The 14,868-nt window shown below is 44.4% G+C and carries 20 protein-coding genes; 9 read left to right on the plus strand and 11 right to left on the minus strand.

All coding sequences use genetic code 11. The features are described 5' to 3' along the window. The first annotated feature begins 46 nt into the window (after positions 1-46). From fdx to AAHK14_RS11660, 3 genes are all read left to right on the plus strand, one after another. Positions 47-388: an ISC system 2Fe-2S type ferredoxin gene (gene fdx / locus AAHK14_RS11650; protein WP_062499074.1), complete on the plus strand. Its 342-nt coding sequence runs from the start codon at positions 47-49 to the stop codon at positions 386-388. A gap of 201 nt (positions 389-589) precedes the next feature. Next, a complete protein-coding gene (locus AAHK14_RS11655; protein WP_065255604.1) occupies positions 590-1,756 on the plus strand; it encodes a hypothetical protein in 1,167 nt (388 codons plus the stop codon). Between the two features lie 23 nt (positions 1,757-1,779). Next, the gene (locus AAHK14_RS11660) at positions 1,780-1,971 is read left to right on the plus strand and encodes a hypothetical protein (protein ID WP_062501566.1); all 192 of its coding nucleotides are present in this window, start codon (positions 1,780-1,782) and stop codon (positions 1,969-1,971) included. Positions 1,972-2,012: 41 nt separating this feature from the next. On the opposite strand, the gene AAHK14_RS11665 is transcribed toward AAHK14_RS11660, so the two are convergent. Together AAHK14_RS11665 and AAHK14_RS11670 are read right to left on the minus strand one after the other, a co-directional pair. Next, positions 2,013-2,318, minus strand: coding sequence for a transporter substrate-binding domain-containing protein (locus AAHK14_RS11665; RefSeq protein WP_194092844.1), 306 nt, complete (start codon positions 2,316-2,318; stop codon positions 2,013-2,015). Next, entirely contained in the window at positions 2,287-2,901 is a 615-nt protein-coding gene (locus AAHK14_RS11670) for a transporter substrate-binding domain-containing protein (RefSeq protein WP_065255606.1), read from the minus strand. The genes AAHK14_RS11665 and AAHK14_RS11670 overlap by 32 nt, the downstream gene beginning before the upstream one ends. Positions 2,902-3,272: 371 nt before the next feature. Between AAHK14_RS11670 and fba the strand changes: the two genes are divergently transcribed. Both fba and ruvA read left to right on the plus strand, forming a co-directional pair. Continuing rightward, a complete protein-coding gene (gene fba / locus AAHK14_RS11675) occupies positions 3,273-4,310 on the plus strand; it encodes a class II fructose-bisphosphate aldolase (protein WP_194092511.1) in 1,038 nt (345 codons plus the stop codon). A gap of 63 nt (positions 4,311-4,373) precedes the next feature. Beyond that, entirely contained in the window at positions 4,374-5,000 is a 627-nt protein-coding gene (gene ruvA, locus AAHK14_RS11680; RefSeq protein ID WP_065255608.1) for a Holliday junction branch migration protein RuvA, read from the plus strand. A 43-nt stretch (positions 5,001-5,043) separates the two neighbouring features. On the opposite strand, the gene AAHK14_RS11685 is transcribed toward ruvA, so the two are convergent. Next, positions 5,044-5,595 (minus strand): DUF2059 domain-containing protein, encoded by a 552-nt coding sequence (locus AAHK14_RS11685; protein ID WP_065255609.1) that lies wholly within the window; start codon positions 5,593-5,595, stop codon positions 5,044-5,046. Positions 5,596-5,653: 58 nt separating this feature from the next. Continuing rightward, a complete protein-coding gene (tsaA, locus tag AAHK14_RS11690) occupies positions 5,654-6,358 on the minus strand; it encodes a tRNA (N6-threonylcarbamoyladenosine(37)-N6)-methyltransferase TrmO (RefSeq protein WP_065255610.1) in 705 nt (234 codons plus the stop codon). Between the two features lie 151 nt (positions 6,359-6,509). On the opposite strand from tsaA, the gene AAHK14_RS11695 reads away from it, so the two are divergent. The 3 genes from AAHK14_RS11695 to AAHK14_RS11705 all read left to right on the plus strand — a co-directional run bounded on the left by AAHK14_RS11695 (position 6,510) and on the right by AAHK14_RS11705 (position 8,500). Next, a complete protein-coding gene (locus tag AAHK14_RS11695; protein WP_065255611.1) occupies positions 6,510-7,283 on the plus strand; it encodes a ferredoxin--NADP reductase in 774 nt (257 codons plus the stop codon). A 74-nt stretch (positions 7,284-7,357) separates the two neighbouring features. Next, positions 7,358-7,786, plus strand: a complete 429-nt coding sequence (locus AAHK14_RS11700) for a hypothetical protein (protein WP_065255612.1) — start codon at positions 7,358-7,360, stop codon at positions 7,784-7,786. A gap of 126 nt (positions 7,787-7,912) precedes the next feature. Beyond that, positions 7,913-8,500, plus strand: coding sequence for a L,D-transpeptidase family protein (locus AAHK14_RS11705; RefSeq protein ID WP_065255613.1), 588 nt, complete (start codon positions 7,913-7,915; stop codon positions 8,498-8,500). An 18-nt stretch (positions 8,501-8,518) separates the two neighbouring features. Here AAHK14_RS11705 and AAHK14_RS11710 read toward each other — a convergent pair whose 3' ends face one another. Together AAHK14_RS11710 and AAHK14_RS11715 are read right to left on the minus strand one after the other, a co-directional pair. Then, positions 8,519-8,998 carry a pyrimidine dimer DNA glycosylase/endonuclease V gene (locus AAHK14_RS11710; protein WP_065255614.1) on the minus strand — a complete coding sequence of 160 codons (480 nt, stop codon included), beginning with the start codon at positions 8,996-8,998 and terminating at the stop codon, positions 8,519-8,521. A gap of 6 nt (positions 8,999-9,004) precedes the next feature. Continuing rightward, positions 9,005-9,427, minus strand: a complete 423-nt coding sequence (locus tag AAHK14_RS11715; RefSeq protein ID WP_065255615.1) for an HIT family protein — start codon at positions 9,425-9,427, stop codon at positions 9,005-9,007. Positions 9,428-9,828: 401 nt separating this feature from the next. Between AAHK14_RS11715 and AAHK14_RS11720 the strand changes: the two genes are divergently transcribed. Then, a complete protein-coding gene (locus AAHK14_RS11720) occupies positions 9,829-10,308 on the plus strand; it encodes a thioesterase family protein (RefSeq protein ID WP_194092510.1) in 480 nt (159 codons plus the stop codon). Positions 10,309-10,403: 95 nt separating this feature from the next. Here AAHK14_RS11720 and hemE read toward each other — a convergent pair whose 3' ends face one another. The 5 genes from hemE to rplU all read right to left on the minus strand — a co-directional run bounded on the left by hemE (position 10,404) and on the right by rplU (position 14,840). Then, complete coding sequence (gene hemE / locus AAHK14_RS11725; RefSeq protein WP_065255617.1) at positions 10,404-11,510, minus strand: uroporphyrinogen decarboxylase; 1,107 nt, start codon at positions 11,508-11,510, stop codon at positions 10,404-10,406. A gap of 61 nt (positions 11,511-11,571) precedes the next feature. Next, positions 11,572-12,687, minus strand: a complete 1,116-nt coding sequence (proB, locus tag AAHK14_RS11730; RefSeq protein ID WP_065255618.1) for a glutamate 5-kinase — start codon at positions 12,685-12,687, stop codon at positions 11,572-11,574. Between the two features lie 25 nt (positions 12,688-12,712). Then, positions 12,713-13,927, minus strand: a complete 1,215-nt coding sequence (cgtA, locus tag AAHK14_RS11735; protein ID WP_065255619.1) for an Obg family GTPase CgtA — start codon at positions 13,925-13,927, stop codon at positions 12,713-12,715. Between the two features lie 303 nt (positions 13,928-14,230). Beyond that, complete coding sequence (rpmA, locus tag AAHK14_RS11740) at positions 14,231-14,488, minus strand: 50S ribosomal protein L27 (RefSeq protein ID WP_065255620.1); 258 nt, start codon at positions 14,486-14,488, stop codon at positions 14,231-14,233. Between the two features lie 40 nt (positions 14,489-14,528). Continuing rightward, the gene (gene rplU / locus AAHK14_RS11745) at positions 14,529-14,840 is read right to left on the minus strand and encodes a 50S ribosomal protein L21 (protein ID WP_065255621.1); all 312 of its coding nucleotides are present in this window, start codon (positions 14,838-14,840) and stop codon (positions 14,529-14,531) included. Positions 14,841-14,868 lie beyond the last annotated feature (28 nt).

Genomic DNA, 14,868 nt, shown 5'->3' on the forward strand with positions numbered 1-14,868 from the left:
AGGTTGGACAGTTGTCCAAAACCCATTAAAAATAAAAGTGAGTATCATGGTAACAATCACCGTACTTCCCCACCACGAAATCTGCCCAGACGGGGCGACTGTTGAGCTAAACTCAGGCGAAAACCTGCTTGAAGGCTTGCATGAACACGGCATTAACATTGAACACGCTTGCGACTGCTCCAAGGCGTGTACCACTTGCCATGTGGTTGTCCGTGAAGGTTTTGACAGCCTAGAAGAAATGGACGACATAGAAGCTGACCTGCTTGACCGTGCGTGGGGCTTAGAGCCAAACTCTCGCCTATCGTGCCAATGCGTGGTTGCTGACGAAAACTTAACTGTCTATATCCCCAAACACACGCTAAACCACGCCAAAGAAGGTCATCATTGATTAAATTTACAAATAACAACCGCTTTTATACAGATAAAGGCGGTTTTTTTTATGTGCTTTTATGTATAATTCCAAACATAATTTACTTATCCATATCTATCATTTTGACATATCCCACCAAAAATCACGCATTTATCATAAAAAATTTCCAAAAAATCCAAGAGTTGGTATAATAAACCTTTTTATGCAGTAGGCATTATTATGGCGACTTTATATTATATCAGCACCAAAAATCTACTCAAACTTGACAACGGCAAAGAGTCCACCATTTCTTGCCAAGCCATCAATCAATACACCAAAAATATCAAACAAATCAAAGACAGAAGAGCATGGAAAACCGAAGGTGCTGGGGCAATGTTTATGGGTACAGCACAAGCAGAACAGGATGATTTTGACGCAATTTACCCCACCGCCATTGCTTTTATGGACGACAACACCTATGTCTATAGTGCCAGATTGCAAGAAGGTACAGCGATTCAGTCCAAACCAATCGGTAGCGACACGGCAAGCGAGGAGCTGATTTTACGCAAGAGCGATTTTCAGGTATTTGATTTGTGCTATGATTCAACGAATAAGCGAATTATCGCCTCGGCAAGCGACACCTCTTACGCCAGTCCTTATGGTGAGCGACATTTGTGCGTATTATCGCTTGACAGTGCTCGCACGCAGTTTGTTACCGAAGGCGAATGCCAAGACAAAAACCCAAGCGTAGACCCCAATAACAGCACTGTGATTTATTATGATTCTTGTGGACTTGCGTACACCCAAGATAACGTTGTGTTTAGTCCCCGTCAAGTCAATCGCTTAGACCTCGCCACGGGTGAACTTGAGACGGTACTGGCAGACGATAAATTTGACTATTTTGCACCCATTATGGACACCCAAGGCAACCTTTATGCCATCAGACGACCCTACCGTGAGCATGATAGCACCGACCCTGTGGGTACTGCCAAAGACCTGCTCACAGCACCTTTTAAAATCCTAAAAGCCATCGTGGGCTGGCTGGACTTTTTTACCAAACGCTATTCAGGCGAATCTTTAAAAACGTCAGGTGCTAACCCCGCTCGCACCAAACCCAAGAGCGAAGAAGAGCTGTTTATTGAGGGAAATCTTGTCAAAGCGGATAAAAATTTGCTAAAAAATCAAGCGGACGGCGAGAAGTTTGCAGGCTTTATTTCCAAAAGTTGGGAGCTGATAAATTGCCTGCCCACAGGTGAGATACAAATCATCAAAAAAGGCGTTATGGCGTATTGTCTTGCAGATGATGATGTTGTCATCTCCAACGGCAAATCAATCGTCAAAATCACTAACGGTCAAGAAGAGCTGATTGCTCATGCTCCCAAAGTTGCCAAACTGATGTGGGTGTAAATTTGCAAAACAAAGGAAAACTTATGGCGATTCAATCCCCTAATTTTAAAGACAAACCCCTAACTTTCATCTTTACAAATTTCCAATGGCTTTTGACGTTGGTTATCCTATCGGGCGTGTTTGGCTCGGTGGTGGGTGTTGGGGCGTGGGTTGGGGTTTGGGCGGTGGTTTTATTAACTCCCATCCTTTTGCTTTTTTACAAACCTTATCAATGAAAAAAGACTTGGAAATACCAAGTCTTTTTAAGCAATTTAACCTATTTTGTGGCAGGTAATCGCTCTGGTGCCACATCAAACCATTTTTCATGAATTTTGGCATAAGTGCCATCGGCGACAATGTTGGCAAGTCCTGCATTGATTTTTTCCATCAACTCGTTTTCAGACTTTGGTGTGATGATAACCATGTCGTAATGCTCAAAAGCCTCACCCTCACCGACGATTTTAAAGTCAACCTCAGGGAACTGCTTGGCATAGTAACGTAGCACACCTTCATCTGCCAATACCGCCTCAGCATTGCCTGTCGCCAATTCTTTAAAAGCTAAGGAATGCGGATGGCTTTCCAATAATACTAGGATTACCTTGACCAATCTCTTCTTCCAATTGCGGAATGTAGGGGCTATCAGCCAATGTTGCAACTTTCTTGCCATTTAAATCTTTTAAGTTTTTGATACTGTTGTTTTCTGCGGAAACAGCAAGTGCATCTCGTCCCCATGCGTAGGTATTAGAAAGTAAGTATTTTGCTTCTCGCTCATCGTTTCTTGAAAAACCTGACATGACAATATGGCTTTGGGCATTATCCAAGCCTTTGACAAGCACTTCCCAATCCTGAGAAATGACATCCACGCCAAAACCTTGATTTTCAGCGATGGCTTTGATGATGTCCACGTCAAAACCTTGGGCGTTACCATTTTCATCCTTAAAATCATAAGGAGGATAGTTAGCATCGATACCGACCACATAACTTTGAGCGTTGGGTGCAGTGGCACTCGCACTGGCTTGCTCACCCGTGGTCGGGGCTGTTGCGGTAGGTGCTGGCTCGCTCTTAGGTTCACTGGCGGTTTCGGAGGCTTTATCGCTACATGCCATTAATGCCGACAACATCAATGGTAAAATGGCATACTTTGCCTTGGTGCTAAATTTTTTCATCAAGGTGTCCTATAATTAAACAAATGAATTATCCAATCATTTATTGGGTTTTATGATAATACCATGTTCACATGTTTCAAGATAGCCTTGTGGCGACTTTTATTAAATCTCTTTCCAAACTAAAAATAAACCCTTATAAGTATTGGGGTTGAAGTTTTTAAAAATCCATAAAAATCAGGGTTTGGAAAGAAGTCTATTACATTTTATTACAAATAATTTGTTTTAAAAATAATGATTATTGATAAATTTTTATTTGATTTGTTTTTGGTATCCAGAAAATTAACAATAACTGCGTGATTTGATACAAAATACCATGATTTTCACGTTTTTTTTTGATATAATTTGACAAATTTAATCATTTTGGAGCTATCATGGCACTTGTATCCTTACGCCAACTTCTTGACCACGCAGGCGAACACGCTTACGGTTTGCCCGCCTTTAACGTAAACAACCTAGAACAAATGCGTGCCATTATGATGGCAGCAGACGAGACCGACTCGCCTGTCATCGTACAAGCATCGGCAGGAGCCAGAAAATACGCAGGAGCTCCCTTTTTACGTCATTTGATTTTGTCCGCCATTGAAGAGTGGCCACACATTCCTGTCGTCATGCACCAAGATCATGGCACAAGCCCTGCTGTCTGCCAACGCTCCATTCAGCTTGGATTTAGCTCTGTCATGATGGACGGCTCATTGAAAGAAGACGGCAAAACTCCTGCCGATTATGATTATAACGTGGGCGTAACCCGTGAAGTCGTCAAAATGGCTCATGCGTGTGGCGTGTCAGTCGAAGGCGAAATCGGCTGTTTGGGTAGCTTAGAGACTGGTATGGCAGGCGAAGAAGACGGCGTGGGTGCAGAAGGCATGCTTGACCATAGCCAACTTTTGACATCAGTTGAAGAAGCTCGTCAATTTGTCGCCGATACCAACGTGGACGCTCTTGCCATTGCGGTGGGGACTTCACACGGTGCGTACAAATTCACCCGTCCGCCTACTGGCGATATTTTGGCGATTGACCGCATCAAAGAGATTCACGAAGCCCTGCCAAACACTCACCTTGTCATGCACGGCTCATCAAGCGTTCCCCAAGAGTGGCTAAAAATCATCAACGAAAATGGCGGTAACATTGGCGAGACTTATGGTGTGCCAGTGGAACAGCTTGTAGAAGCGATTAAGCACGGTGTTCGTAAAATCAACATTGACACCGATTTGCGTTTGGCAAGCACAGGAGCGATTCGTAAATTTATGAATGACAATCCTGCTGAATTTGACCCACGCAAATACTTACAAGCAAGCATGAATGCCATGAAAGACATCTGTGTGGCTCGCTATGAAGCCTTTGGTTCGGCAGGTCATGCCAGCAAAATTCGTCCAATCTCATTAGAGAAAATGGTGGAATATTATAAATAATCGATATAAATCGTACATAAGGACGAAGAGATTCGTCCTTATTTGTATTTTAAAGGAAAAACAATGATTGGTATGATTACAGGGCAAGTCGCCCACCTATCCGCCCCTGTCGCTTGTGTCATGACATCAGGCGGGGTCGGCTATGAGATTGAGATGACCTTTGGCGGATTTTGTACGTTGTCCATTGGCATGAATGTTACGCTTTATACACAACTGGTCGTGCGTGAAGACGCTCATCTGCTGTTTGGTTTTACTGACAAGTCTGAGCGAGAAATTTTTAAAAAACTCATCAAAATCAATGGCGTGGGGGCAAAAATGGCACTTGCCATACTCTCAACCTTACCGCCTAGCGAACTACACCAAGCGGTAGAATATGGCGATGAGCCCGCCTTAACCCGCGTGGCAGGCATTGGCAAAAAAACCGCCCAACGGCTTATCATTGAATTAAAAGGCAAATTAGACGGCACATCGGACGATTTATTTACCCCAACCACCACCCAAGATGAGCCAACACACACCGCCAACCCCATGCACGCCATATATGAAACCGAAAGTGCATTGGTGAGCTTAGGCTATAAAGAAAAGGAAGCCCAATCCGCCATTAAGACCGCCAAACAGTCGCTGTCCGATGATGAGCTGACCACATCAAACCTGTTAAAGGCAAGTTTAAAGATTTTATCGGGGTTTTAAGTCATTCGCAAAAAAACACCGTCATCACAACGGTGTTCATCAGTCATTCTGCAAAAATCCGCTCTATCTCTTTTTCAATATCTTGTTGCATTTTTTCATTATCGAGATTGGGGTTGTCAATCAGCATTTGCACAACCAACTTTTGTAACTCGTCCATGTATTCAGGTGTCATTATGTTGGTTTTTTGAACAACGCTTTTGCCAATGGGCGTGCTTAGAAATTCATTATAAGCATCAATCTCTTCTTGGGTGTAGTATTTTTTGGCGACATCAATAAAGATTTGGTTTATTTTTTGACGACTTTGCGGTGTTATCACTTGACCTGTAACTTGATTCACATATTTTTCAAATACCATGCCTACTTGTTTGGCTTGCTCTGGAGTTACACCTTCCTTTTGAGCGATTTGGGCTTCAAAAACCTGTCTCTGTGCGTCCAAACTGCCTTTCATGCCAAGATCAAAGGCTTTATCCATCTCTGATAATTGCATGAATTTTATCAACGATTCATCAGACGGCACTTGGGCGGTGGCGTTCATGGTAAAGGTTAGAGATATGCCAAGTAGCATGGCGGTGAGTGATTTTTTCATGAGTTTCATGGGATTGTCCTTAGCTAAAAAATCTTATTTTAAATAAATCTCATTTATTTTTCAAGCCCTAAATCACTCGCACCCCACTCACCACCATCACGCCCTGCTCATTCATCACAAAATCCACGTCCACCGCCCCATATCGCATGGCACACACCACTCCGATTTCAGACTGGCGGTAGGCAGGGCGTGGGTCTTGGGCGATAAGCTCGCCAATGACGGCTTTATCATCAGTGGTTAATAAACCCGATTTTATCAACACATTAAATTCATCATTTGCCTTATTATCAAAGATAACATTCCGACTGGTCGGTTTATCAAACCCTGTCGCTTCACGCACGCCGTCCACATAGGGCAAATACGGCTTGATGTCTAGTATGGGCGTGCCGTCCACCATGTCCGCCCCTATAATGTGCAAAATCACTTGATTATCAACCACTTCCACCTTATCAAGCCCCACCACTGACAACCCTACCCCAGACGGGCGGTACATACTGCGTGTGGCAAACACCCCAATTTTGTCGTTACCACCCAAGCGTGGCGGACGCACCTGCGGACGAAAATTGGCTTGTTCTTTGTTGTGATGAAATTGCCACAAAACCCACAAATGGCTATACTGCTCAATGCCGACAAAGGCATCAGGTGTGCCATAGGGAGCGACAAAGCGGATATGGCTTTTGACAGCGACCAGATTGGGCTGACGTGGAATGCCAAACTTTTGGGATAGGGGCGAGCGATGATAACCGATAGTCGGCAAAACGTGTGTGTTCATGGTATTTTTGGGTGGTTTATGCTAAAATGACAAATGGATATGCCAATTTTTAAGTAAAATTCGGCATAAAAAATCGCTATTATACACAAAATTTGCTATCATATCATTGTATTTCAATGTAATAATCGATTCTTAATAAGTGGATAATGTCATGTCAAAATTTATTACCGAAACCGTAACCTACGTCCATCACTGGACAGACCGCCTGTTTACCATTAAGACCACTCGTAGCGACAGCTTGCGTTTTAGAAGTGGCGAATTTGCCATGATTGGTATCGAAGTGGATGGCAAACCGCTTGTCCGTGCCTATTCTATCGCCAGCCCCGCTTGGGCAGAAGAGCTAGAATTTTTCTCTATCAAAGTCCAAGACGGCCCTTTGACTTCACGCCTGCAACACATCAAAGTGGGTGACACCCTGCTTGTCTCCAAAAAACCCACTGGCACGCTTGTGCTTGATGACCTACTACCCGCCAAACATCTGTATCTACTTGCCACAGGCACAGGGCTTGCTCCATTTTTGTCGCTCGTGCGTGAACCTGAAATGTACGAACGCTTTGAAAAAATCATTTTGGTACATGGCGTGCGTCATACCGAAGATTTGGCGTATCGGGACTTTTTTGAAAATGAATTGCCCAATGATGAGATTTTTGGCGAATGGGTGCGTGAAAAACTTATCTACTATCCCACCGTAACCCGTGATGAGTTCAAAAACCAAGGGCGTGTTACCGACATCATCAAATCAGGCAAACTCTTTGCCGACATCGGTCTACCCCCCATGAACAAAGACGATGACCGTGCGATGATTTGCGGTAGCATGGCGATGAATGCCGATATGTCTGCTATCTTAGATGACTTTGGTTTGACTGTATCGCCACGCATGGGCGTACCTGCTGATTATGTGGTCGAACGGGCGTTTGTGGGCTGATTTTGCCTAAAATAATCAAAAACTTGGGCTTATCTTAACAAGTCCAAGTTATTTTATTTTACCAAGGAATATTTATGAATATTGAATGTAACAGATGTCATGCTCACAATCATGTCGGTGATATTTTGATTGAATGCATGAATTGCCGTGCTGATTTGAGTGATGTTTATTTAAAGCAAGCTCGCTCCAAACAAGCATTTTTTAGCAACTTATTGAAAATCATCATTGTTGCATTCATTTCATCAGTTATCTCGTTGCTTGCTTACGAATTTTATTTTCAAGACAAAATATTTTCGCCAACGCCCAGACATTCTACAACCGCTGAATACTTAGCCATTAACGAATGTATGCAAAAAATTCAAGTGCCTAGCGGAAAATCACAAGAGCAATTAGACATTTGCTCAGAAGCATTGCAAAAATTACAAATAGAAAATCCCAATTTACAAGAAATTAACCCTAGAATGCTAGACGGTTATGCACAAGTGATTCTTTCACAGCAATAATCATAAATCACTAAACGTACTTTTATGGTGCGTTTTTTGTTTTTACAAAATCCACTTTTCATATTTTTTTCACAATTCATCAACTGTTGCCATGCTATGATAAAATTTTAAATATGGAAAATTTTGATGAAAAAACGCACTGTCTTGCCCTTATTTGCCACTATCATTTTATCCGCTTTTGGATTTAACTTTTATCAAAACTCGCCTGCCAATCCCACGGCACACGCCACCACCTTATCGCCCAGACAGCTTGAACTTGTCAATCAACCACCCCTAAGGGCAGGCACACAGATTGACAAACTCATCGTTTATAAATCAAAACGGGAAATGCACGCTTTACATCAAGGCAGTTTGGTAAAAATTTATCCGATATCGCTTGGCAAAAACCCGATAGGACACAAAGAATTTGAAGGCGACATGAAAACCCCCGAAGGGGTCTATACCATCAACGACCGTAATGCCAATAGTGGTTATCACAAAAATTTGGGCATTTCTTACCCCAACGAATCCGACATTGCCCACGCCAAAGCTCACGGCAAATCAGCAGGCGGAGCGATAAAAATCCACGGCATAAAAAACGGTCTTGGCGACATCATCGGGGCAAATCATCTACTAAAAGACTGGACGCATGGTTGTATCGCCGTAACTGACCGCCAGATAGACGAGCTGTTTATGGCGGTCGTGGAGAATGCGGTGATTGAGATTTTACCTTAATGCTTAAATTATAGCCACTTACAACCAATCAGGACTTGGACGACCCGTATACGCCAAAATATCCGCCTTGCCACAGCGATAATAGGCACGATAGGCACTAACGGTATCATCGACTTGATATTCATCAGGCATGACCTGCGGGGGTGCGATAAAAGGCGTGTCGGCAGAGATGGGGCAGTTTATCAGAATGTGGCGGAGCTTTTGGTCGGTCAGATGAACCTTGTCATAGCGGTGCGTATATTCATCGCACAGGGCTATAAACAGCCGATAAAGCCAGTCATAATGCGACTTTGAGTCACGCACCCACACCGCACATGGGTGGTTTTGGTGTGTGCATTTATACAGCACCGCCCGCTCATCATCGCTAAGGACGTTGTCACACAAATGATGAGCGGTACACAGTAGTTGGGCGTATTCCAATATCATCTTGACCACATGCTTATTACCATGAAAACTGGCACAGCGTATCGGGTCAGGGTCAAGGTAGAAAATATTCAAAACACCCTACTTACTGTCAATGACCGCACGGATTTTACTTGCCAGCTCTGTCAGCTCGTCTTGGTCTGCCATGACACTCTCGTGCTTGCCCAGCTCGTGAACGTGGGTTGGGATTAGGTGCATGTGATAGTGGAACACGCTTTGCCCTGCACTCGCGTGGTTAAGTTGCATTTGGACAATGCCATCCACGCCTAGGGCAGTGCGTTGGGCGGTGATGACTTTTTGGGCGGTTTTGAACACCGCACAGGCATATTCGCACGGCAAATCAGACAGCTCCACCGCTTCACATTTTGGAATGACCAGCACATGACCTGTTGCCTGTGGCATGACATCCATAAAGGCAAGGGTTTTGTCATCTTCATAAACCTTATGGCAAGGAATCTCGCCACGCAGGATTTTGGCGAAAATGTTGGTGTTGTCGTAAGTCATGGACTGCTCCTTTTACAAAAATAAATACCTACATTCTAACACAAACCATGTTAAAATGCCTTGATTTTTAAATTTTTAATAGAGCGTGCCTGCCTTTGATATTTGCAATAAAAATGAGAAAGGTCGCACGTTTTTCAAGGAAAAAACAAAGGCTATGAATTTTCTATCAGACAAGTTTTTATCCGACCATTTAATCGTGTAAATTTTAAGCATTTTACTTAATTTTTTAAATTAAGTGGCTGGATAGCCATTTTTCATGCAAAAACGATTGGTTTTTTCTAAAATATTTCTATATTGTAAATAGTGTTATAAAGGGCAGGCACGTCCTAAAGACACATCCTAAAAAAGATGATATTTTTTGTATTTCGGTGTACAATGGTTAAAAATCTTAGGAAAAGCACATGACCATTCAAACAGACCCTATTTTTAGCAACCATTACACAGACCCTATTTTTAGCAACCATTACAAAGTCTATATCAACCACACAGACGCTGGTGGCATCGTCTATCATGCCAATCATCTGACCTTTTTTGAAAATTGCCGTCGGGATTGGCTGACATCACTCGGTTTTGACGGCTATTTTTTTGACACGGACGGGACGGCAGATGGCACAGACGGACAGCAAGGCAAGGTGCATTTTGTGGTCAGCCGTGCTGATTTGACTTATAAATTACCACTTTTGGTTGATGACAATCTTGTCGTTACCATTGCTGATGTGGTCAAAAAATCCGCCAGTCTCATCATGACTCAGCACATCTACCGCAGTGATGATGATTTTAACCATGGCAAGGTCGCCACCACAGGTGTGATTACCCTTGCCTGCGTGATGAACAGCGAACACGGCATTCGCCCTTGCCGTCTACCCATGGCGTTTCGCTAATGATTTGTCAAATAGCCAAATCACAAAAAATCATTTGACTTAATCATAAAAAACAGGAAGTATTTTCTTCCTGTTTTTTATTTTTTTAAAGTAGCTTACAGTCTAAACTCATGCACACTATCCACAAATACCCTAGCGTGTTCGGGTTTGACCCATTGGGTGATGCCATGCCCAAAGTTTGCCACATAGCCCGTTTTGTCATTGACATAGGCATCTGATAGCATATCATGTACCGCTTTTTTGATGTCGGCAGGCGAGCCGTATAGCGTGGCAGGGTCAAGATTGCCTTGAATGGCTTTTTGGTGTTGTAGCTTTTTATGCTTGACGGTCAAAGTTCTTTGAGCATCATTAAGCTCACGTCTTGCCTTATCTAGGGGCATTGTCCAGTCCAGTCCCAAGCAGTCGGCTTGGCTGTCCGCTTGCACATCAAGCCATAAGCCACCACCTTTGGTAAACATCACCACAGGCACATCGGGGTGCTTGGTTTTGAGCTTGGCGATGATTTCACGGTTGTAATTATGGCTAAATTCCACAAATTGGCGATGACCTAACGCCCCACCCCAACTGTCAAAAATCTGTACAATCTGAGCCCCTGCGAGTATCTGAGCGTCCAGATAATCCACGACAGCGTCCGAGATTTTGGCAAGCAGAGCGTGCAAAAACTCGGGACGGGCGTACATCATCTCTTTGGTATGGCGAAACTCACGGCTAGAACCGCCCTCCACCATATAAGTGGCGAGCGTCCAAGGACTACCACTAAATCCAAACAGTGGCACTTGTCCGTTTAGCTCTTTACGGATATTGGTTACTGCTTTCATGACATAGTCAAGCTGGCTATTGACATCAATTTTTGGCAAGCGTTCAAGGTCGGTTGGCGTGCGGACGGTGTATTTAAACTTAGGGCCTTCGCCTTCTTCAAAATACAGTCCAAGCCCAAACGCATCAGGGATTGTCAAAATATCACTAAACAAAATCGCCCCGTCAAGCTCAAAACGGCGTAACGGTTGCAGGGTAACTTCGGTCGCCATGTCGGTGTCTTTGCACAGACTCAAAAAATCGCCCGCTTTAGCACGCACTTCTTTATACTCTGGCAAATACCGCCCTGCTTGTCGCATCATCCACACAGGCGTGGTATCCACAGGCTCAAAACGCAAGGCACGCAGTAGGCGGTCATTTTTTAGGGGAGCAAATTGTTGGGTCATTGTCTTTCCACTGGTTAAGTTAATTTTTAGTTAAGTTAATTTTCAAAATTTTAAATATCTATCATAAAACCGCCATGTCATCACGGTGTACCATAATGGCTTTGTCGTTGTCGCTTAGGCTTAGGATTTGTAGGACTTCATCGGTGTGTTTTTGGGTGATTTGCTTGGCTTGACTGCTGTCAAAACCAACTTGACCCACCGCCAACCGCACTTTTTGGGTGTTGACAATCTCCACCACATCACCTGCGTCAAAATCGCCTTGTACGTCTAGCACACCCACAGGCAATAGCGATTTGTGCTGTTCGGTAATCGCCTTGACCGCTCCGTCATCGATGATGAGCGTGCCTGCCATACGAATGTGCGTGGCAAGCCATTGCTTTTTGGCAATAAGGCGGTCGGCATGGTCGGTCGTGAGCCGTGTACCGATAGACTCGCCGTCCGCCAGTCGCACGATGACATTTTCCACTTTGCCATTGGCGATAATGGTCGGGCAGTTCGCCATGGCGGTCAATCGCCCTGCACGGATTTTGGTGAGCATACCGCCCGACCCCCATTTACCCCCGTCCCCTGCCACGTCAAACAGATAATCCGCCATGGCTCGCTCGCTCGTGATGAGCTTGGCGTTGGGATTGGTGCGTGGGTTGTCGGTAAATACGCCGTCTTGGTCGGTTAGGATAATGTACAAATCCGCCCCTATCATGGTCGCACTCATCGCCCCAAGCGTGTCATTATCGCCAAATTTTATCTCGCCATAGCTGACGGTATCATTTTCGTTAATGACAGGCACGACCCGCCAATCCACCAACTGATTAATGGTTTGGCTAATGTTCAGATAGCGTGAGCGATGAGCTAGGTCGTCATGGGTAAGTAGGATTTGAGATGACTGCACGCCTTTTTGGATTAACGCCTGCCACCATGTCTCAATCAGTCCCATTTGCCCAATGGACGCACAGGCTTGCAAGGCAGGTAATTTTTTTGGGCGTTCTGGCAAATTCATGCGAACCACGCCTTCGGCAACCGCCCCACTCGACACCAGCACCACTTCAATCCCACGAGCGTGCAACGTGGCGATTTGTCTTGCCCATTCATAAATGGCGGTGCGGTCAAGCCCCCGACCATTATTAGTCAAAAGCGATGAGCCGATTTTTACCACGATACGTTTTGGCGAATTATCCATGCTATTTCCTTATATCAGCTCATCATCAGTACGGAGCGTATTCCACCGCCACATCGTAGTCGTCATCATTCCAATCATCATCGTCATCGTCCGATAGCCCTTCACGCTCGGCTTTACGCTTAGCACGGTAGGCTTCTTTTTGGATTTCGGTGTTATGGCGAACTTCTTCTTCTAGACGGGCAAACCGCTCAGCTTGGGCTTTGGCAAACTCTTCATCGTCCGCTTCACGCTCTTGCTCTTCTTCGATTTCGTTCATGAGATGATATTTAATCTCGTCCACGCCTTGTCCGCTAATGGTAGACGTGCGAAACACTTCGCCCTGCCAGTCTAGCTCTTTGACGATATTGTTACAAACTTCATCAATCTCATCATCTTCTAATTGGTCAATTTTGTTTAATACCAAAATTTGGGGCAATTTGGATAATTCGGCAGAGAATTTTTCAAGCTCATTTAGGATAATCCGTGCATTCTCCACAGGATTTGACTCATCAATGGGTTTTACGTCCACGATATGAAGTAGCCGTCTGGTGCGAGCAACGTGCTTTAAAAAGCGAATGCCAAGCCCTGCCCCGTCTGATGCCCCTTCAATCAAACCCGGAATATCCGCCATCACAAAGGATTGGTGCGTCCCCACGTCCACCACGCCTAAGTTTGGTACAAGCGTGGTAAAGGGATAATCCGCCACTTTTGGGCGAGCGGACGACACTTGACGGATAAAGGTAGATTTACCTGCATTCGGCAAGCCAATCAGTCCCACGTCCGCCACGACTTTTAGCTCTAATTTTAAATTTTTGGCTTCGCCAGCAAAACCGGGGATTGCTTTACGGGGGGCTTGGTTGGTGGACGTTTTAAAGCGGGTATTACCAAACCCACCATCTCCACCTTTGGCAACCAGCACCACTTGCCCCACTTCGGTCAAATCGCCAATCACGACATCAAGGTCGGTATCAATAATGGTCGTCCCCACAGGCACTTTTAGATACACATCGTCCGCCCCTTTGCCTGAGCAGTTTTTTGAGCGACCATTTTCGCCCCGTTTGGCCTCAAATTTACGAGTATAGCGAAAATCCACAAGCGTGTTGGTGTTGTCATCGGCAATCACATAGACATCGCCACCCTTGCCACCGTCTCCGCCGTCTGGCCCGCCTTTTGGGACGAATTTTTCACGGCGAAAGCTCACGATACCATTACCACCATCGCCTGCTTTTACGCTGATTACAGCTTCATCAATAAAACGCATAATTTCTCAAAATATTTTTAAATTAACTGGCAATTATATCACATTTTTGTTATTTTAACGAGTGGCAAATCTTAAATTGACATAGGGCAAATTGCAATTTGCCCCTACAATCATACCCCAATCATCAACCCCAATCATCATCAATCAAAACCAATTGGCAAATAATATCCGCCCCATACTTACAAAATTTCAAATTTTTTTAAACAATAATACCAAATTAGGATTATGTTAAATAAATTTTCCAAGCAAAACAAAAACCCCACAAGCTTTCACTTATGGGATTTTGAACTGTTTTAACAAAAATTATTTTGCAACAACAGACACATAACGGCGGTTAAATTGACCTTTGGTCTCAAATTTTACCACGCCTTCGGTTAGGGCAAATAGGGTGTGATCACGACCCATACCTACGCCTTCACCTGCGTGAAACTCTGTGCCACGCTGACGAACGATAATGTTACCTGCAATAACGTCTTGACCGCCAAAGATTTTTACGCCAAGCATTTTTGGGTTAGAATCGCGACCGTTTTTGGTGGAACCACCAGCTTTTTTAGTTGCCATGAGAATATCTCCTGTGAATACTTTTTATAAAGTATATAAATTAACCATTGATTGCGTTGATTTTAAGCTCGGTGTACCATTGACGATGACCTTGCTCTTTGTGGTAGTGCTTACGGCGACGGTGCTTAACGATACGCACTTTTTTGCCACGACCGTGAGAAACCACTTCTGCAACCACGCTGGCACCAGCAACCACAGGCTGACCGATTTTTACACCAGAGCCATTCACAACCATTAGCACATCTTCGATGTTTAGGGTTGCACCCACTTCTGCTTTTAGAAGCTCAACTTTCAAAGTCTCGCCAACGCTAACACGGTGCTGTTTGCCACCGCTTTTGATAACTGCGTACATCGCATTCTCCAATAAACCTGTGTGCCGT

The organism is Moraxella sp. K1664 (genome assembly GCF_039693965.1).
GTDB lineage: Bacteria > Pseudomonadota > Gammaproteobacteria > Pseudomonadales > Moraxellaceae > Moraxella.

Coding starts and splice junctions, on each gene's coding strand:
- fdx (WP_062499074.1), top strand. CDS start 47: ATGGTAACAATCACCGTACTTCCCCACCACGAAATCTGCCCAGACGGG.
- AAHK14_RS11655 (WP_065255604.1), top strand. CDS start 590: ATGGCGACTTTATATTATATCAGCACCAAAAATCTACTCAAACTTGAC.
- AAHK14_RS11660 (WP_062501566.1), top strand. CDS start 1,780: ATGGCGATTCAATCCCCTAATTTTAAAGACAAACCCCTAACTTTCATC.
- AAHK14_RS11670 (WP_065255606.1), bottom strand. CDS start 2,901: ATGAAAAAATTTAGCACCAAGGCAAAGTATGCCATTTTACCATTGATG.
- fba (WP_194092511.1), top strand. CDS start 3,273: ATGGCACTTGTATCCTTACGCCAACTTCTTGACCACGCAGGCGAACAC.
- ruvA (WP_065255608.1), top strand. CDS start 4,374: ATGATTGGTATGATTACAGGGCAAGTCGCCCACCTATCCGCCCCTGTC.
- AAHK14_RS11685 (WP_065255609.1), bottom strand. CDS start 5,595: ATGAAACTCATGAAAAAATCACTCACCGCCATGCTACTTGGCATATCT.
- tsaA (WP_065255610.1), bottom strand. CDS start 6,358: ATGAACACACACGTTTTGCCGACTATCGGTTATCATCGCTCGCCCCTA.
- AAHK14_RS11695 (WP_065255611.1), top strand. CDS start 6,510: ATGTCAAAATTTATTACCGAAACCGTAACCTACGTCCATCACTGGACA.
- AAHK14_RS11700 (WP_065255612.1), top strand. CDS start 7,358: ATGAATATTGAATGTAACAGATGTCATGCTCACAATCATGTCGGTGAT.
- AAHK14_RS11705 (WP_065255613.1), top strand. CDS start 7,913: ATGAAAAAACGCACTGTCTTGCCCTTATTTGCCACTATCATTTTATCC.
- AAHK14_RS11715 (WP_065255615.1), bottom strand. CDS start 9,427: ATGACTTACGACAACACCAACATTTTCGCCAAAATCCTGCGTGGCGAG.
- AAHK14_RS11720 (WP_194092510.1), top strand. CDS start 9,829: ATGACCATTCAAACAGACCCTATTTTTAGCAACCATTACACAGACCCT.
- hemE (WP_065255617.1), bottom strand. CDS start 11,510: ATGACCCAACAATTTGCTCCCCTAAAAAATGACCGCCTACTGCGTGCC.
- proB (WP_065255618.1), bottom strand. CDS start 12,687: ATGGATAATTCGCCAAAACGTATCGTGGTAAAAATCGGCTCATCGCTT.
- cgtA (WP_065255619.1), bottom strand. CDS start 13,927: ATGCGTTTTATTGATGAAGCTGTAATCAGCGTAAAAGCAGGCGATGGT.
- rpmA (WP_065255620.1), bottom strand. CDS start 14,488: ATGGCAACTAAAAAAGCTGGTGGTTCCACCAAAAACGGTCGCGATTCT.
- rplU (WP_065255621.1), bottom strand. CDS start 14,840: ATGTACGCAGTTATCAAAAGCGGTGGCAAACAGCACCGTGTTAGCGTT.